Here is a 15,561-nt window from a genome sequence, read left to right on the forward strand (position 1 = left end):
GCAAGCTGGGCGTGTGCCGCGTTTCTCGCGGGGCCGCGCGCCGCAGGGGTGCGTGTCCGTGACGCCGACCGGGGAGAGAGCCGACCGATGCCCACCGCCGTACTGACCGACCGTGAGCGCACCGCCGTCCAGGCCTATCTGCGGCTGCTGCACACGGTGCGGGCCGCCTTCGACGGGCCGCCGGACGCCGTCCGGCCCGTCGTCCTGCCGCCCGCCGTACTCGCCGACGCCGAACGGGCCCTGGCCCGGGCGGGTCTGACGGGGAACGAGGAGGAGTTCTTCCGGCTGCTGCGCGACTGGTGCCCCCCGCTCTGACGCCGGACGCCGTGCCGTCAGGGATGGGGGACGACGACGGCCGTGTTCACCACGCCGCGCCGCACGCTCCACCGGCCCTCGAAGGTGCTCAGCCGGTGGCCGCCGACGAGCGGGCCGGGGACGAGGAGCCGGGCGCGCAGGGCGCCCTGGGGGCGGTCGCCGGGGTCGGTGAACAGTTCGATGTCGGCCTCGGCGAAGTCCAGCCAGGTGCCGGTGAGGGGGAACCACGCCTTGTACACGGACTCCTTGGCGCTGAACAGGATGCGCTCCCAGTGCACGTCGGGCCGCTGTGCGGTGAGCCGGGCCAGCCGCTCGGACTCGCCGGGCAGGAAGACGTAGGAGACGACCTCCTCGGGCAGCGCGCTGTGCGGTTCGGCGTCGATGCCGAGAGAGGCCAGGTCGGTGGCGCGGACCAGGGCGGCGGCGCAGTAGCCGTCGCTGTGGGTCATGCTGCCGACCAGGCCGGCCGGCCAGCGCGGGGCGCCGCTCGCACCGGTCAGGATGGGCTGCGGGGGCACCCCGAGTTTCTCCATGGCCCGCCGGGCGCAGGCGCGTACGGCGGAGAACTCGCGGCGCCGCTTGGCGACCGCCCGCACCATGAGCGCCTCCTCCTCCGGGTAGAGCGGGGCGTCCCACAGCGCGTCGTCACCGTGTGTCTCCACGGCCACGACCGACCCCGGGAGCAGCTCCTCGATCACCGGCTTCGACCTCCATCGGCAGGATGCGGCGCAGCCTTCCCGGGGGTTCCGGACGCTTGCGCCACTCGCGCGGGTATCCCACGGAGACCTCTTCGAAGCGGACGCCGTCGTGCCAGGTGGTCCGGGGGATGTGCAGATGACCGTAGACCATGGTGTGGACGCGGAAGCGCCGGTGCCAGTCGGCGGTGAGGCCGGTGCCGCACCACATGGCGAACTCCGGGTGCCACAGGATCTCCGTCGGGTGCCGGTCCAGCGGGTAGTGGTTGACCAGGACGGTCGGCAGGTCCCCGGGCAGCTCGGCGAGCCTGCGCGCGGTCTCGGCGACCCGGGCGTGGCACCAGGCCTCGCGGCTCGGGTAGGGGTCGGGGTGCAGCAGGTGCTCGTCGTTGCAGACGATGCCGGTGCCGTGGGCGTAGGCGAGGCCCTCTTCCTTGGTGGCGCAACCGGGCGGCAGGAAGGAGTAGTCGTAGAGCAGGAACAGCGGGGCGACGGCCACCGGGCCGCCGGCGCCGTGCCAGACCGGGTAGGGGTCCTCGGGGGTGACCACGCCGAGGTCGCGGCACAGGCCGACCAGGTGCTCGTAGCGTTCGACGCCGCGCAGGGTGACGGGGTCGTGGGGGTGGGTCCACAGGTCGTGGTTGCCGGGGGCCCACAGGACCTTGCGGAAGCGGCCGGCGAGGGTCTCCAGGGTCCAGCGGATGCCGGCGACGGTCTCGCAGATGTCACCGGCCACGATGAGCCAGTCCTCGTCGGTGCCGGGGTGCATCCGCTCGACCAGGGCGCGGTTCTCGTCGTAGGTGATGTGCAGGTCGCTGATGGCCAGGAGCTGCCCCGCGCCGGCCGTCGACTCCACCCCGTGCCCCTTTCCGATCATGCCGAGAGGACCACGAGAACACATCCGGGGAGCGCGGACAAGGGGCCTTTCCGGCAGCGTGCCGACCGGCGTCCGGCCCGGCCGCCCCGGGCGGGCCGGACGCCGGTGCCGGGCGCCGGGCGGAGCCGGGCACGTCACGGCGGCAAACCGGCCGGACGGCTGCGGTGAATCCGTAACACGGGCGTTGCACCGCGGCCTCGCCCAAGCCGTATGATCGCCCCACCACCACCGCCTCGAACGTCCCTTCACGCAGGGCGGTTCGGTGACCCTCCCTCCTCCATGCCCGGGCACGGGCCGCCCAGCCCTGCCCGCAATGCCCCGAAAGGCGGCCTGCATGCCCTCTCGCGTACGCGTCTGGCTCAACCGCACGTACGCGGAGAACGTGTTCTTCATGGATCAGCTGCGCAGGAATCCCGGCGACCGGGCCGTGGAGATCCACGCCACGCACGGTGACGCCGACTCCCCCGTGCTGGCGGCCGCCGACACCGCCGAGCTGGAGCCGGAGGGCCTGTCCCCGGCCGGGTACGTCGAGTACGCCCTGGACCAGTGTGTCCGGCGCGGCATCGACGTCTTCGTGCCGCGGCTGCACCAGGCGGCGATCGTGGCGCACCGCGCCGACTTCGCGGCGGCCGGTACGGCGCTGCTGGCGCCGACCCCGCAGGCGGTGGCCGTCTTCGAGGACAAGGCCACGGCGTACGAGGCGGTCCGCTCGGTCGGGGTGCCTGTGCCGCCGTGGTGGCGGGTCCGGACCGCCGAGGAACTGACCGCCGCCGTCGAGGAGTTGGAGGCGCGGGGACACACGGCGTGCTTCAAGCCCGCGGCCGGTGCGGGCGGCGTGGGATTCCGCGTGATCACCCGGGCGCCCTTCTCGCTGGCCCATCTCGGCGGCTTCCCCGGCCCGCACGTCCAGCTCGACCTGGTCGTGGAGGCGCTGCGGCGCGCCGGGGAGCCGGTGGACTGGCTGGTGATGCCGCGCCTGGGGCGGCCCGAGGTGTCCGTCGACTGCCTGACCGGCCCGGACAACCGGGTGCGGATGGCGGTGGGCCGCACCAAGAACGGGCGCCGGCGCGGCTTCACGCTGCACGAGCAGTGGCTGGCCCCGGCCCGGCTGATCGCGGAGGGTTTCGGCCTGCACCACCTGTCCAACATCCAGTTCCGGATGCTGGGCGACCGGCCGGTGCTCCTCGACGTCAACACCCGGCCGGCGGGCGGGCTGCACCAGCTGTCCCTGTGCGGGCTCAACGCCCCGTGGTCGGCGGTGCAGCTGGCGCTCGGCGAGGACCCCGGCGAGATCGTGCCGCCGTTCCTGGGGCAGGACTACACGGTGGTGTCCGGGCCGCGACCGCTGCGGCCGGTCGTGCTGCCCCGCCCGCGGTCGCAGGAGTCCGGGGCGCTGCTGCCCGCGGTGCCCGCGCCGGCCACGCCGGCCACGGCGGCCGAACCCGGGGCGCGGGACCGGGCGCAGGCCCCGGCACGGACCGCGCCGGAGGCGCTGCCGCTCTGAGTCCCGTCCCCGCGAGCGGTCCGCCCGGCCGCTCGTGCGGACCGATCCTGACGCAGCCCTTGACACCGCGATTGGTCCATACCAACTTTGTTGCGCACCCTTATCCGCACATCCCGTGCACTCCCGAACACCCCCATCCCCACAGGGAGATCGCGTGCGCAACCCCTTCAGACGGTCCCGCCACCGTGTCCTCGCCCTGGTCGGCTCCGCGGCGCTGGCGCTGGCCGGCGCCATCGCCCTGCCGGGCACGGCACAGGCGGCCAACGTACTCACCAACCCCGGTTTCGAATCGGGCGGCCTCTCCCCCTGGACGTGCACCGGCAACCTCGGCTCGGTGGTCTCCTCCCCCGTGCACGGCGGCTCCAAGGCGCTGCAGGGCGCGGTGACCGCCGGCGACAACGCGCAGTGCAGCCAGACCGTCGCCGTCCAGCCGAACACCACCTACAGCCTCAGCGGCTGGGTGCGCGGCTCCTACGTCTACCTGGGCGTCAACGGCGGCAACTCCACCTGGACCTCCTCCCCCTCGGCCTACAGCCAGCTGAGCCTGTCCTTCACCACCGGCGCCTCCCAGACCAGCGCCACGATCTACGTGCACGGCTGGTACGCGCAGGGCACCTACTACGCCGACGACATCAGCCTCGACGGCCCGGGCGGCGGAGGCGGCGGCGGTGACACCCAGGCACCGACGGCGCCCGGCTCGCTCACCTCGACGGGCAAGTCGTCGTCCACCGTGTCGCTGAAGTGGAACGCCGCCACCGACAACGTGGGCGTGACGGCGTACGACGTCTACCGCGGCTCCAGCCAGGTGCTGAGCGTCTCGGGGACGTCGGCCACGGTCAGCGGGCTGTCGCCGAGCACCGCCTACACCTTCACCGTGAAGGCGCGGGACGCCGCCGGGAACACCTCCGCGGCCTCCAACTCCGTCTCCGTCACCACCGACGCGGGCAGCGGCGGGGGCGCCTTCACGCAGGCCGCGCCCTACCTCTACGAGGGCTGGGGCGATCCGCCGAACCCGAGCACGGTGATGAGCGCGACCGGCGTCAAGTGGTTCACGATGGCGTTCGTGCTGGACTCCGGCGGCTGCACCCCCGCCTGGGACGGCAGCCGCCCGCTGACCGGCGGCGTCGACCAGAGCGCCGTCAACCAGATCCGCTCGGCCGGCGGCGACATCGTCCCGTCGTTCGGCGGCTGGCAGGGCAGCAAGCTCGGCGCCAACTGCTCGTCGGCCGGCGCGCTCGCCGGGGCGCTGCAGAAGGTGATCGACGCCTACGGCCTCAAGGCGATCGACATGGACATCGAGAACACGGACGAGTTCGAGAACGAGGCCGTGCAGGCCAGGATCCTGACCGCGCTGAAGACGGTCAAGGCCAACAACCCGGGCCTGAGGACCATCGTCACCTTCGGCACCTCGACGACCGGCCCGACCTACTACGGCAACCGGCTCATCGAGCAGGCCCAGTCGCTCGGCGCGAACATCGACGTCTTCACCATCATGCCGTTCGACTTCGGCGGCGGCTCCGACATGTACGGCAGCACCGTCAACGCGACCGAGGGGCTGAAGAACAAGCTGAAGTCCACCTTCGGCTGGGACGACGCGACCGCCTACGCCCACATCGGCATCTCCGGCATGAACGGCCTGTCCGACCAGCAGGAGAGCACCACCCCGGCGATCTGGACGCAAGTCCGTGACTGGGCGAACTCCCACCACATCGCCCGGCTCGCCTTCTGGTCGGTCAACCGCGACCGGCCGTGCCCGGGCGGCGGGGTCGCCGAGAACTGCTCCGGCATCAGCCAGAACACCTGGCAGTTCACCTCGATCACGGCCGGCTTCACCGGCTGAACCGGCGGCACGGCCGCACGAAGGGGGTGCCCGGCCGGGCACCCCCTTCGGTGGTTCAGGCCAGATAGGCCAGGCCCGGGTGGACGGCGGTGTAGCCGTCGAGGAGCCTGCGGGCCACGGTCACCGAGTCGACCAGCGGGTGCAGCGCGAAGGCCCGCACCGCCGCCGCGCGGGACGCGGAGGCGGCGGCGGCGAGCACGTCGCGCTCGACGGCCTTCACCGCGCAGACCAGGCCGGTGGCGTGGCCGGGCAGCGGGTCGGTGGCCAGCGGGTGGGCGCCGTTGGCGTCGACCAGGCAGGGCACCTCGATGACCGCGTCGGCGTCGAGGACCGACAGGGTGGAGCGGTTGCGCACGTTGAGGATGAGGGTGGTGCGCTCGTCACGGGCGATGGCCCGCATCAGGGCCAGGGCCACCTTCTCGTAGCCGCCGGAGAGGTCGTCGGCCTCGCGCTCACCGGCGCCGGCCGTCTCCCGGTTCTCCGCCATGTAGGTGGCCTCGCGCTCGGCGCGGGTGCGGTCCCAGGCGCTCAATGCGCCGGTGTCCGGCTGAAGGGCGTCGGCGTAGAACCGGGCCTGCTGGTCGCGCAGGAAGGCGCCGCGGGTCCGCTCGGCCTCCTGGTAGGCGCGTACGGTCTCGCGGTCGAAGTAGTAGTAGTGCAGGTACTCGTTGGGGACGGCGCCCAGCGAGCGCAGCCAGTCGGCGCCGAACAGCCGGCCCTCCTCGAAGGAGCCGAGCAGAGCGGGGTCGGCGAGCAGGCGGGGCAGTTCGTCGCGTCCGGCGACGCGCAGGCCGCGCACCCAGCCGAGGTGGTTGAGGCCGACGTAGTCGATGAAGGCCTCGCGCGGGTCCGCGCCGAGCACGCGGGCGATCCGGCGGCCGAGGCCGACGGGCGAGTCGCAGATGCCGATGACGCGGTCGCCGAGGTGGCGGGACATGGCCTCGGTGACCAGGCCGGCGGGGTTGGTGAAGTTGATGACCCAGGCGTCGGGCGCCAGCCGGGCCACCCGCCGGGCGATGTCCACGGCGACCGGGACCGTCCGCAGGCCGTAGGCGATCCCGCCCGCGCCGACCGTCTCCTGGCCGAGGACGCCCTCGGCCAGCGCCACCCGCTCGTCGTCGGCGCGGCCCTGGAGTCCCCCGACGCGGATCGCCGAGAAGACGAAGTCCGCGCCGCGCAGGGCCTCGTCCAGGTCGGTGGTGGCGCTCACCCGGGGCGCGCCGGGGACGTCCGCCGCCTGTTCGGCCAGCACCCGGGCGACCGCGCGCAGGCGGCCGTCGTCGAGGTCGTGCAGGACGACCCGGGTGACCCGCCCCTCGCCGCGGTCAGCCAGCAGCGCCCCGTACACCAGCGGCACCCGGAACCCGCCGCCGCCCAGGATCGTCAGTTTCACGCCCGCACCCTTCCCGCACCTCCGCCGCCGCCGATCCCGTGCACCCTACTCGGCACCGCCGCCGGCCCGGCCCGGACGCCGCGCCGGGCGGCCGGGCGCACTCCCGCCCAATTCTGGCTTCATGGGGTGAACTCCCAGGCGGCGATGGGACTTTCCTTGTTTTAAGCCTTGACGACTCCGGGCGCGGAGAGCACATTGGCGACACCCTGAGAGCGCTCTCAGGCGGACCGCTCTCACCACACCCGCACCTTCTCCCCGTACCCGAGAGGCACCCCCATGCGTGAAACCTCCGGTATACCGCCGACCGAGGGCAGACGGACGCGTCCCGTGCGCCGGGCACTCGTCGCCGTGCTCGCCACGCTCGGCCTGGCCGCCGCGGCCGCCACGGCCGCCACCCTGCCCGCCAGCGCCTCCGCGCCCACGCCGCCGTCCGGCTGGACGCAGGTCTTCCTCGACGACTTCAACGGCGCGGCCGGCTCCGGCGTCAACACCGCCAACTGGCTATACGACACCGGGACCTCGTACCCGGGCGGCGCCGGCAACTGGGGCACCGGCGAGGTCGAGACGATGACGTCGAGCACCAGCAACGTCGCGCTCGACGGCAACGGCAACCTGCTCATCACCCCGCGCCGCGACGCGTCCGGCCACTGGACCTCCGGCCGGATCGAGACCACCCGCACCGACTTCCAGCCCGCGGCCGGTGGCAAGCTGCGCATCCAGTCCCGCATCCAGCTGCCCAACGTCACCGGCGCCGCCGCCAAGGGCTACTGGCCGGCGTTCTGGACGCTGGGCGCCCCCTTCCGGGGCAACTACCAGAACTGGCCGGCCGTCGGTGAGCTGGACGTCATGGAGAACGTCCAGGGCCTCAACACCGACTGGGCCACCATGCACTGCGGTACCAACCCCGGCGGCCCCTGCAACGAGACGTCCGGCATCGGCGGCAACACCCCGTGCACCGGGACCACCTGCCAGGCCGGGTTCCACACCTACGCGATGGAGTGGGACCGCTCGACCAGCCCAGAGGAGATCCGCTTCTACCTCGACGGCGTCAACTTCCACACCGTGCGCGCCAACCAGGTCGACGCGACGACCTGGGCGAATGCCACCAACCACGGGTACTTCGTCATCCTCAACGTGGCGATGGGCGGCGGCTTCCCGGGTGCCTTCGGCGGCGGACCGGACAGCGGCACCGAGCCCGGCCACCCCATGACCGTGGACTACGTGCAGGTCCTCCAGTCCGGCGGCGGCGGAGGCGGCGGCACCACCCCGCCGCCCACCGGCAACCGCGACGCCTACAGCGCCGTGCAGGCCGAGTCCTACGACAGCCAGTCCGGCACGATCACCGAGACCACCTCCGACACCGGCGGCGGGCAGAACATCGGCGCCCTGGCCAACGGTGACTGGGCGCTGTACAAGGGCGTCAACTTCGGTTCCGGCGCGGCCACGCAGTTCTACGCCCGGGTGGCGAGCGGGGCCGCGTCCGGGGTGAGCGGACTGGTGGAGGTCCGCCTCGACAGCCGCTCCAGCACCCCCGTCGGCAGCTTCGCCGTCGGCAACACCGGCGGCTGGCAGTCGTGGCGGACGGTGCCGGCGAACATCGGCGCGGTGACCGGCACGCACGACGTGTACCTGACGTTCACCAGCGGACAGCCGGCGGACTTCGTCAATGTGAACTGGTTCGACTTCGGTCACTGACCGGCGCGAACCCACCGGCGACGCCGGGGAGTCGGCCCGCACCCGCGGGCCGGCCCCCGGCGTCCTCGCGTGCGAGGCCCTCGCTCGCGGCGCCGCCCTCAGGAGTGGCCCTGGCGCAGCTCCGCCCGGAAGGCCACCGGGGTGCGGCCGGTGTGCAGGTGGAAGAACTTGGAGAAGTTCGCCGCGTCGGGGAAGCCGACGGCCGCTCCCACGCGGCCCGTCGGCAGGTCGGTGTGCGCGAGGAGGCGTTTGGCCTCCAGGACGACCCGCTTGTCGATGAAGCCCTTCGGTGTCTCGCCGGTGGCCGACCGCACCGCGCGCACCAGCGTCCGGCGGGAGTAACCGAGCGCGTCCGCATAGGCGCTGACGCTGTGGTTGGTGGCGAAGTCCTGCTCGACCGCCTCCCGGAAGAGGGTGAAGGTGGTGTCAGCCTGCTGTCCCGTCGCCGGCGCGGAGGGCGCGGCGAGGTGGGCCAGGCGCAGCAGGAACGCGCTGAGGGTGTGCCGCAGCACGGCCGTGTGCAGGCTGGGCGGCAGGGTGTCGGTGTCCTCGTACTCGCGCCGGAGCTGGCCGAGGGCCGCCCGTACCGCGGTGAGCTGGGCCGGCCCGGGGTGCAGCAGGGGCTGCTGGTCGTAGCGGTAGAGGCCGGCCGCCTCGACGGTGGCGCGGGGCAGGAAGCCGGGTTGCATGGTCAGCACGGTTCCGCGGTAGACGCTATCCGGGGAGAAGCGGTGGACCTGCCCGGGGCGGATCCACAGCAGATCGCCGGCCGTCGCCTCGTACTCGGTGAAGTCGACCATGTGCCGTATGGGGCCGTCGGCGAAGAGCATGACCACGTGGAAGTCGATGCGGTGGACGCGGTGCAGGGGCGCGTCGGAGTGCCAGGGTCGGCCCGAGTCCAGGGGGCCGATCCGCATGCCGACGCCGCCGGCGGCGAGGTCGGCCGGGAAGGGGAAGGTTCTGATCCCGTCACCGCGGCCTGCGGGGCCGTCGGCGTCCTGTGCCGGGTGGGCGCTGTGGGCACCTCTGTCTGCCATGTCCTTCTTGTGCCGTCTCTCTCGCGTGATCACTGTCCCACTTTCACCACAGGCTGACACACCCCGACCTTCCGTCGAAAAAGTCAGACTTTTAGGTTTGAACGTATCCGGCACAGATTCCCTGCTTGGAACGAGGACTCTTGAAGATGACCACGCAGACATCCGACGGCTTCGAGTGGACCGACCTCGACCGGCGTGCCGTGGACACCGCCCGGCTGCTGGCGGCCGACGCGGTGCAGCAGGTCGGCAACGGCCACCCCGGCACCGCGATGAGCCTGGCGCCGGCCGCGTACACGATCTTTCAGAAGGTGATGCGTCATGACCCGGCCGACCCGGAGTGGGCCGGTCGTGACCGCTTCGTGCTGTCCCCCGGCCACACCTCGCTGACCCTCTACACCCAGCTGTACCTGTCGGGGTACGAGCTGGAGCTGGACGACCTGAAGGCGTTCCGCACCCACGGTTCGAAGACGCCCGGGCACCCGGAGTACGGCCACACGGCCGGTGTGGAGACCACCACCGGACCGCTCGGCCAGGGCGTCGCCAACGCCGTCGGCATGGCCATGGCCGCCCGCTACGAGCGCGGCCTGTTCGACCCGCAGGCCCCCGAGGGCGAGTCCCCCTTCGACCACACCGTCTGGGCGATCGTCTCCGACGGCGACCTCCAGGAGGGCGTCTCCGCGGAGGCCTCCTCCCTGGCGGGCCACCAGAAGCTCGGCAACCTGGTCTTCCTCTACGACGACAACCACATATCCATCGAGGGCGACACCGCGACGGCCTTCTCCGAGGACGTGCTCAAGCGCTACGAGGCCTACGGCTGGCACACCCAGCGGATCGAACCGGCCGAGGACGGCGACATCGACGTCCACGCCCTGTACGCGGCGCTCACGGCGGCCCGGGCCGAGACCGGCCGGCCCTCCATCATCGCCATGCGCACCATCATCGCCTGGCCCGCCCCGAACGCGCGGAACACCGGGGCCGCCCACGGCTCCGCCCTCGGCGCCGACGAGGTCGCCGCCACCAAGCGCCTCCTCGGCTTCGACCCGGAGCGCGGCTTCCAGGTGGACGAGGACGTCCTCGCCCACACCCGCGCCGCCCTCGACCGGGGCGCCGAGGCCCACGCGGCCTGGGACAAGCAGCTCGACTCCTGGCGCGGCGCCGACCCCGAGCGGTCCGCGCTGTTCGACCGCGTGGTGGCGGGCCGGCTGCCCGAGGGCTGGCAGGACGCCCTGCCGGTGTTCGAGGAGGGCGGGTCCGTCGCCACCCGCGCCGCTTCCGGGAAGGTGCTCCAGGCGCTCGGCGGGGTGCTGCCCGAGCTGTGGGGCGGCTCGGCCGACCTGGCCGGCTCCAACAACACCACCATCGACAAGACGTCGTCCTTCCTGCCCGCGGGCAACCCGCTGCCCGAGGCCGACCCGTACGGCCGTACGGTCCACTTCGGCATCCGCGAGTTCTCCATGGCCGCGGAGATGAACGGCATCGCCCTGCACGGCAACACCCGGATCTACGGCGGCACCTTCCTGGTGTTCTCCGACTACATGCGCAACGCCGTCCGTATGTCGGCCCTGATGCAGCTGCCGGTGACGTACGTGTGGACGCACGACTCCATCGGTCTCGGCGAGGACGGCCCCACCCACCAGCCGGTCGAGCACCTGGCCGCGCTGCGCGCGATTCCCGGCCTGAACGTCGTCCGCCCGGCGGACGCCAACGAGACCGCGACGGCCTGGGCCGAGATCCTGAAGAGGCACACCACGCACCCGGCCCCGCACGGGCTCGCGCTGACCCGCCAGGGTGTGCCGACGTACGCGCCCGACCCGGACGCGGCCAGGGGCGGCTATGTGCTGCGCGAGTCGTCGTCCGAGGTCCCGGAGGTGATCATCATCGCGACCGGCTCCGAGGTGCACCTGGCCGTCGCCGCGCGCGAGCTGCTGGAGGCCGCCGGGACCGGCACCCGGGTGGTGTCCATGCCGTGCGTCGAGTGGTTCGAGGAGCAGCCGCGCGAGTACCGCGAGCGGGTGCTGCCGCCGTCGGTGCGGGCCCGCGTCGCCGTCGAGGCCGGCATCGGCCTGACCTGGTACCGGTACGTCGGGGACGCCGGGCGCATCGTCTCCCTGGAGCACTTCGGCGCCTCCGCCGACGCCGGGACCCTGTTCACCGAGTTCGGTTTCACCCCCGAGAACGTCGCCGCCGCCGCCCGGGAATCCCTGGCCGCCGCCCGCGCCTGATCCGATCGCCAGAAGGAAGATGATCACAGTGACCGAAGCAACCGCGACCGCGGGAGCACTCGAGCGCCTCTCCGGTGAGGGCGTGTCCATCTGGCTGGACGACCTGTCCCGCGAGCGGATCACCAGCGGCGGCCTGGCCCGGCTGGTCGCCGGGCGCCACGTGGTGGGCGTGACCACCAACCCCTCGATCTTCCAGGCCGCCATCGGCTCCGGGACGGGCTACGAGGAGCAGCTCACCGGTCTGGCCGTACGCGGCGTCACGGTCGACGAGGCCGTCCGCATGCTGACCACAGCCGACGTGCGGGCCGCCGCCGACGTGCTGCGCCCGGTGTACGACGCCACGGGCGGCGTCGACGGCCGCGTCTCCATCGAGGTCGACCCCCGTCTCGCCCACCGCACCGCGGCCACGATCGCCGAGGCCGAGCAGCTCGCCTGGCTGGTCGACCGCCCCAACGTGATGATCAAGATTCCGGCCACCCGGGCGGGCCTGCCGGCCATCACCGAGGTCGTCGGCCTCGGCATCAGCGTCAACGTCACGCTGATCTTCTCCCTGGAGCGCTACCGCGAGGTGACGGACGCCTACCTCGCGGGCCTGGAGAAGGCCCGGGACCGGGGTCTGGACCTGTCCTCGATCCACTCCGTGGCCTCCTTCTTCGTCTCCCGCGTCGACAGCGAGATCGACAAGCGGCTGAACGCCCTGGGCACCCCGGAGGCGGCGGCGCTCAAGGGCCGGGCCGCGCTGGCCAACGCCCGGCTGGCCTACCGGACGTACGAGGAGGTGTTCGCCGGTGAGCGCTGGTCGGCGCTGGCCGGGGCCGGCGCCAACCCGCAGCGCCCGCTGTGGGCCTCCACCGGCGTGAAGGACCCGGCGTACAAGGACACCCTGTACGTGGACGAGCTGGTCGCGCCCGGCACGGTCAACACCATGCCGGAGGCCACCCTGGACGCCACCGCCGACCACGGTGAGATCACCGGGGACACGGTGACCGGCGGCTACGACCGGGCCGCCGCCGACCTCGCCGCCGTGGAGCGGCTCGGCATCCCCTACGACGAGGTCGTCCGGCAGCTGGAGGACGAAGGCGTCGCCAAGTTCGTGGCTGCCTGGCAGGACCTGCTGGACGCCGTCGCGAAGTCCCTGGACAGCAAGGGAGTTGAGGCGCGATGACGCAGACCACGGACCAGGCGGCACAGGTGCGGGTGCCGGTCGGCCCGGCCGCCGACTGGGTGAACCCGCTGCGTGACGCGGGTGACCGGCGGCTGCCGCGGATCGCGGGCCCCTCGGGCCTGGTCATCTTCGGGGTGACCGGCGACCTGTCCCGCAAGAAGCTGATGCCGGCCGTCTACGACCTGGCCAACCGCGGCCTGCTGCCGCCGGGTTTCTCGCTGGTCGGCTTCGCCCGCCGGGACTGGGAGGACCAGGACTTCGCCCAGGTCGTGCACGACGCCGTGCGCGACCACTCCCGCACGCCGTTCCGCGAGGAGGTGTGGCAGCAGCTGGCCGAGGGGATGCGGTTCATCCCCGGCGACTTCGACGACGACACCGCCTTCAAGCAGCTGCGCGACGCGGTCGAGGAACTCAACGCCTCCCGCGGCACCGGCGGCAACTTCGCGTTCTACCTCTCCGTGCCGCCGAAGTTCTTCCCCAAGGTCGTGCAGCAGCTGAAGAAGCACGGCCTGGCTACGGGCCCGCAGGGCGCCTGGCGGCGCGCGGTCATCGAGAAGCCGTTCGGCCGCGACCTGGCCAGCGCCCAGGAGCTGAACACGATCGTGCACGACGTGTTCGAGCCCGACCAGGTGTTCCGCATCGACCACTACCTCGGCAAGGAGACCGTCCAGAACATCCTGGCGCTCCGCTTCGCCAACCAGATGTACGAGCCCGTCTGGAACCGCAGTTACGTCGACCACGTGCAGATCACCATGGCCGAGGACATCGGCATCGGCGGCCGGGCCGGGTACTACGACGGCATCGGCGCCGCCCGTGACGTCATCCAGAACCACCTGCTGCAGCTGATGGCGCTCACCGCGATGGAGGAGCCCATCGCGTTCGACGCGGAGTCCCTGCTCACCGAGAAGCTGAAGGTGCTGAAGTCGGTCCGGCTGCCCGAGGACCTCGCCCGCGGTACCGTGCGCGCCCAGTACACGGCGGGCTGGCAGGGCGGTGCGAAGGTGGCCGGCTACCTGGAGGAGGAGGGCATCGACCCCAAGTCCAAGACCGACACCTTCGCCGCGATCAAGCTGGAGATCGACAACCGCCGCTGGGCGGGCATCCCCTTCTACCTGCGCGCCGGCAAGCGTCTTGGCCGCCGGGTCACCGAGATCGCGGTGGTCTTCAAGCGGGCCCCGCACTCGCCGTTCGACTCCACCGCCACCGAGGAACTGGGCCAGAACGCGATCGTCATCCGGGTCCAGCCCGACGAGGGCATGACCGTCCGCTTCGGCTCCAAGGTGCCCGGGACCTCGATGGAGATCCGGGACGTGTCCATGGACTTCGCCTACGGCGAGTCGTTCACGGAGTCCAGCCCCGAGGCGTACGAGCGGCTCATCCTGGACGTGCTGCTCGGCGACGCCAACCTGTTCCCCCGCCACCAGGAGGTGGAGGAGTCCTGGAAGATCCTCGACCCGATCGAGGAGTACTGGTCGGCGCACGGCAGGCCGGCCCGGTACCAGGCGGGCACCTGGGGTCCGGAGGAAGCAGACGAGATGCTCGCACGAGACGGACGGAGCTGGCGCAGGCCATGAAGATCGACCTGACCGACACCACGGCAAGCAAGATCAACAAAGCACTGGTGCAGGGCCGCCGCGCCATCGGCACCCCCGCGGTGGGCATGGTGCTGACGATGGTCATCGTCACCGACGAGGAGAACGCCTACGACTCGCTGAAGGCGGCCGAGGAGGCCTCGCACGAGCACCCCTCCCGCACCCTGGTCGTCATCAAGCGGCACGCGCGCACCCTGCGGGACCGCACGGCCTCACGGCTGGACGCCGAGGTACGCGTCGGCTCCGAGGCCGGCACCGGCGAGACGGTCGTGCTGCGCACCTACGGCGAGGTGTCCGACCACGCCGACTCCGTGGTCCTGCCGCTGCTGCTGCCCGACGCCCCGGTCGTCGTGTGGTGGCCGGTGGACGCCCCCGACACCCCCTCCAAGGACCCGCTCGGCGCCCTGGCCCAGCGCCGGATCACCGACCTCTACGCCGTCGAGCGCCCGCTGGACGTCCTGGACGCCCGGATGCGCCACTACGCGCCCGGCGACACCGACCTCGCCTGGACCAGGCTCACCCCCTGGCGCTCGATGCTGGCGGCGGCCCTGGACCAGGCCCGGGTCAGGGTGACCTCGGCGGCCGTGGAGGCCGAGCGGGACAATCCCAGCGCCGAGCTGCTGGCCCGCTGGCTGCAGGCCCGGCTGGGCGTGGAGGTCGACCGCGTGGTCAGCCCCGGCCCGGTGGTCACCGCCGTCCGGCTGGGCACCGCGGACGGTGACATCGTCATCGACCGGCCCGAGGGCCCCCTCGCCACGCTGTCCCTGCCGGGCCAGCCGCCCCGCACCCTGGCCCTGAAGGTCCGCCAGACCTCGGAGCTCATCGCCGAGGAGCTGCGCCGCCTCGACGCCGACGAGATGTACGCCATCGCCCTGCGCGGCGAGGCCACCAAGGAGAACGCCTGAGATGTCTGACTCCCTGTCAGATGACCTGTCCCAGACCGAGCTGACCCGCCGCCCCGAGTGGACGGCGCTCACCGACCACCGCGCCGGGTTCCGCGCCCCGCTGCGGGAGCTGTTCGCCGCCGATCCCGGGCGCGCCGAACGGTACGTCCTGCGCGTCGGTGATCTGCACATCGACTACAGCAAGCACCTGATCACCGACGAGAGCCTGGCCCTGCTCCGGGAACTCGCCGCCGCCACCGGGGTCTTCGACCTGCGGGACGCCATGTTCCGCGGTGAGAAGATCAACGTCACCGAGGACCGGGCGGTGCTGCACACCGCGCT

The 15,561-nt window shown here is 72.5% G+C and carries 12 protein-coding genes and 1 pseudogene; 9 read left to right on the top strand and 4 right to left on the bottom strand.

Going from position 1 to position 15,561, the window contains the following annotated elements; genetic code table 11:
• Nucleotides 1–87 precede the first annotated feature (87 nt).
• Complete coding sequence (locus ACZ6CZ_RS22650) at nt 88–315, top strand: hypothetical protein (protein ID WP_469023966.1); 228 nt, start codon at nt 88–90, stop codon at nt 313–315.
• Nucleotides 316–332: 17 nt separating this feature from the next.
• Here ACZ6CZ_RS22650 and ACZ6CZ_RS22655 read toward each other — a convergent pair whose 3' ends face one another.
• A complete protein-coding gene (locus tag ACZ6CZ_RS22655; protein WP_469023968.1) occupies nt 333–1,013 on the bottom strand; it encodes a 4'-phosphopantetheinyl transferase family protein in 681 nt (226 codons plus the stop codon).
• The gene (locus ACZ6CZ_RS22660) at nt 961–1,866 is read right to left on the bottom strand and encodes a metallophosphoesterase family protein (RefSeq protein ID WP_469023970.1); all 906 of its coding nucleotides are present in this window, start codon (nt 1,864–1,866) and stop codon (nt 961–963) included. Before ACZ6CZ_RS22660 ends, ACZ6CZ_RS22655 begins: the two co-directional genes overlap by 53 nt.
• Nucleotides 1,867–2,221: 355 nt before the next feature.
• Between ACZ6CZ_RS22660 and ACZ6CZ_RS22665 the strand changes: the two genes are divergently transcribed.
• Together ACZ6CZ_RS22665 and ACZ6CZ_RS22670 are read left to right on the top strand one after the other, a co-directional pair.
• Nucleotides 2,222–3,391, top strand: a complete 1,170-nt coding sequence (locus tag ACZ6CZ_RS22665) for an ATP-grasp domain-containing protein (protein ID WP_469023973.1) — start codon at nt 2,222–2,224, stop codon at nt 3,389–3,391.
• A gap of 154 nt (nt 3,392–3,545) precedes the next feature.
• Nucleotides 3,546–5,231 (top strand): carbohydrate binding domain-containing protein, encoded by a 1,686-nt coding sequence (locus tag ACZ6CZ_RS22670; protein WP_469023975.1) that lies wholly within the window; start codon nt 3,546–3,548, stop codon nt 5,229–5,231.
• 55 nt (nt 5,232–5,286) lie between these two features.
• Here the strand turns inward: ACZ6CZ_RS22670 and ACZ6CZ_RS22675 are convergent, their stop codons facing one another.
• Nucleotides 5,287–6,624, bottom strand: a complete 1,338-nt coding sequence (locus tag ACZ6CZ_RS22675) for a 6-phospho-beta-glucosidase (protein WP_469023976.1) — start codon at nt 6,622–6,624, stop codon at nt 5,287–5,289.
• Between the two features lie 276 nt (nt 6,625–6,900).
• Here ACZ6CZ_RS22675 and ACZ6CZ_RS22680 point away from each other — a divergent pair, with 276 nt between their 5' ends.
• On the top strand, nt 6,901–8,319 hold the full coding sequence (locus ACZ6CZ_RS22680; protein WP_469023979.1) for a glycoside hydrolase family 16 protein: 1,419 nt from the start codon (nt 6,901–6,903) through the stop codon (nt 8,317–8,319).
• 98 nt (nt 8,320–8,417) lie between these two features.
• On the opposite strand, the gene ACZ6CZ_RS22685 is transcribed toward ACZ6CZ_RS22680, so the two are convergent.
• Nucleotides 8,418–9,356: a helix-turn-helix domain-containing protein gene (locus ACZ6CZ_RS22685; protein ID WP_469023981.1), complete on the bottom strand. Its 939-nt coding sequence runs from the start codon at nt 9,354–9,356 to the stop codon at nt 8,418–8,420.
• Between the two features lie 146 nt (nt 9,357–9,502).
• On the opposite strand from ACZ6CZ_RS22685, the gene tkt reads away from it, so the two are divergent.
• From tkt to ACZ6CZ_RS22710, 5 genes and pseudogenes are all read left to right on the top strand, one after another.
• Nucleotides 9,503–11,578 carry a transketolase gene (gene tkt, locus ACZ6CZ_RS22690; RefSeq protein WP_469023984.1) on the top strand — a complete coding sequence of 692 codons (2,076 nt, stop codon included), beginning with the start codon at nt 9,503–9,505 and terminating at the stop codon, nt 11,576–11,578.
• A 19-nt stretch (nt 11,579–11,597) separates the two neighbouring features.
• On the top strand, nt 11,598–12,743 hold the full coding sequence (gene tal, locus ACZ6CZ_RS22695) for a transaldolase (RefSeq protein WP_469023986.1): 1,146 nt from the start codon (nt 11,598–11,600) through the stop codon (nt 12,741–12,743).
• On the top strand, nt 12,740–14,317 hold the full coding sequence (gene zwf / locus ACZ6CZ_RS22700; RefSeq protein WP_469023988.1) for a glucose-6-phosphate dehydrogenase: 1,578 nt from the start codon (nt 12,740–12,742) through the stop codon (nt 14,315–14,317). Before tal ends, zwf begins: the two co-directional genes overlap by 4 nt.
• Nucleotides 14,314–15,240, top strand: a complete 927-nt coding sequence (gene opcA / locus ACZ6CZ_RS22705; RefSeq protein ID WP_469023991.1) for a glucose-6-phosphate dehydrogenase assembly protein OpcA — start codon at nt 14,314–14,316, stop codon at nt 15,238–15,240. Before zwf ends, opcA begins: the two co-directional genes overlap by 4 nt.
• 1 nt (nt 15,241) lies before the next feature.
• A pseudogene (locus ACZ6CZ_RS22710) lies at nt 15,242–15,561 on the top strand (glucose-6-phosphate isomerase); the annotation flags it as partial.

Source organism: Streptomyces sp. NPDC041135, from assembly GCF_055592085.1.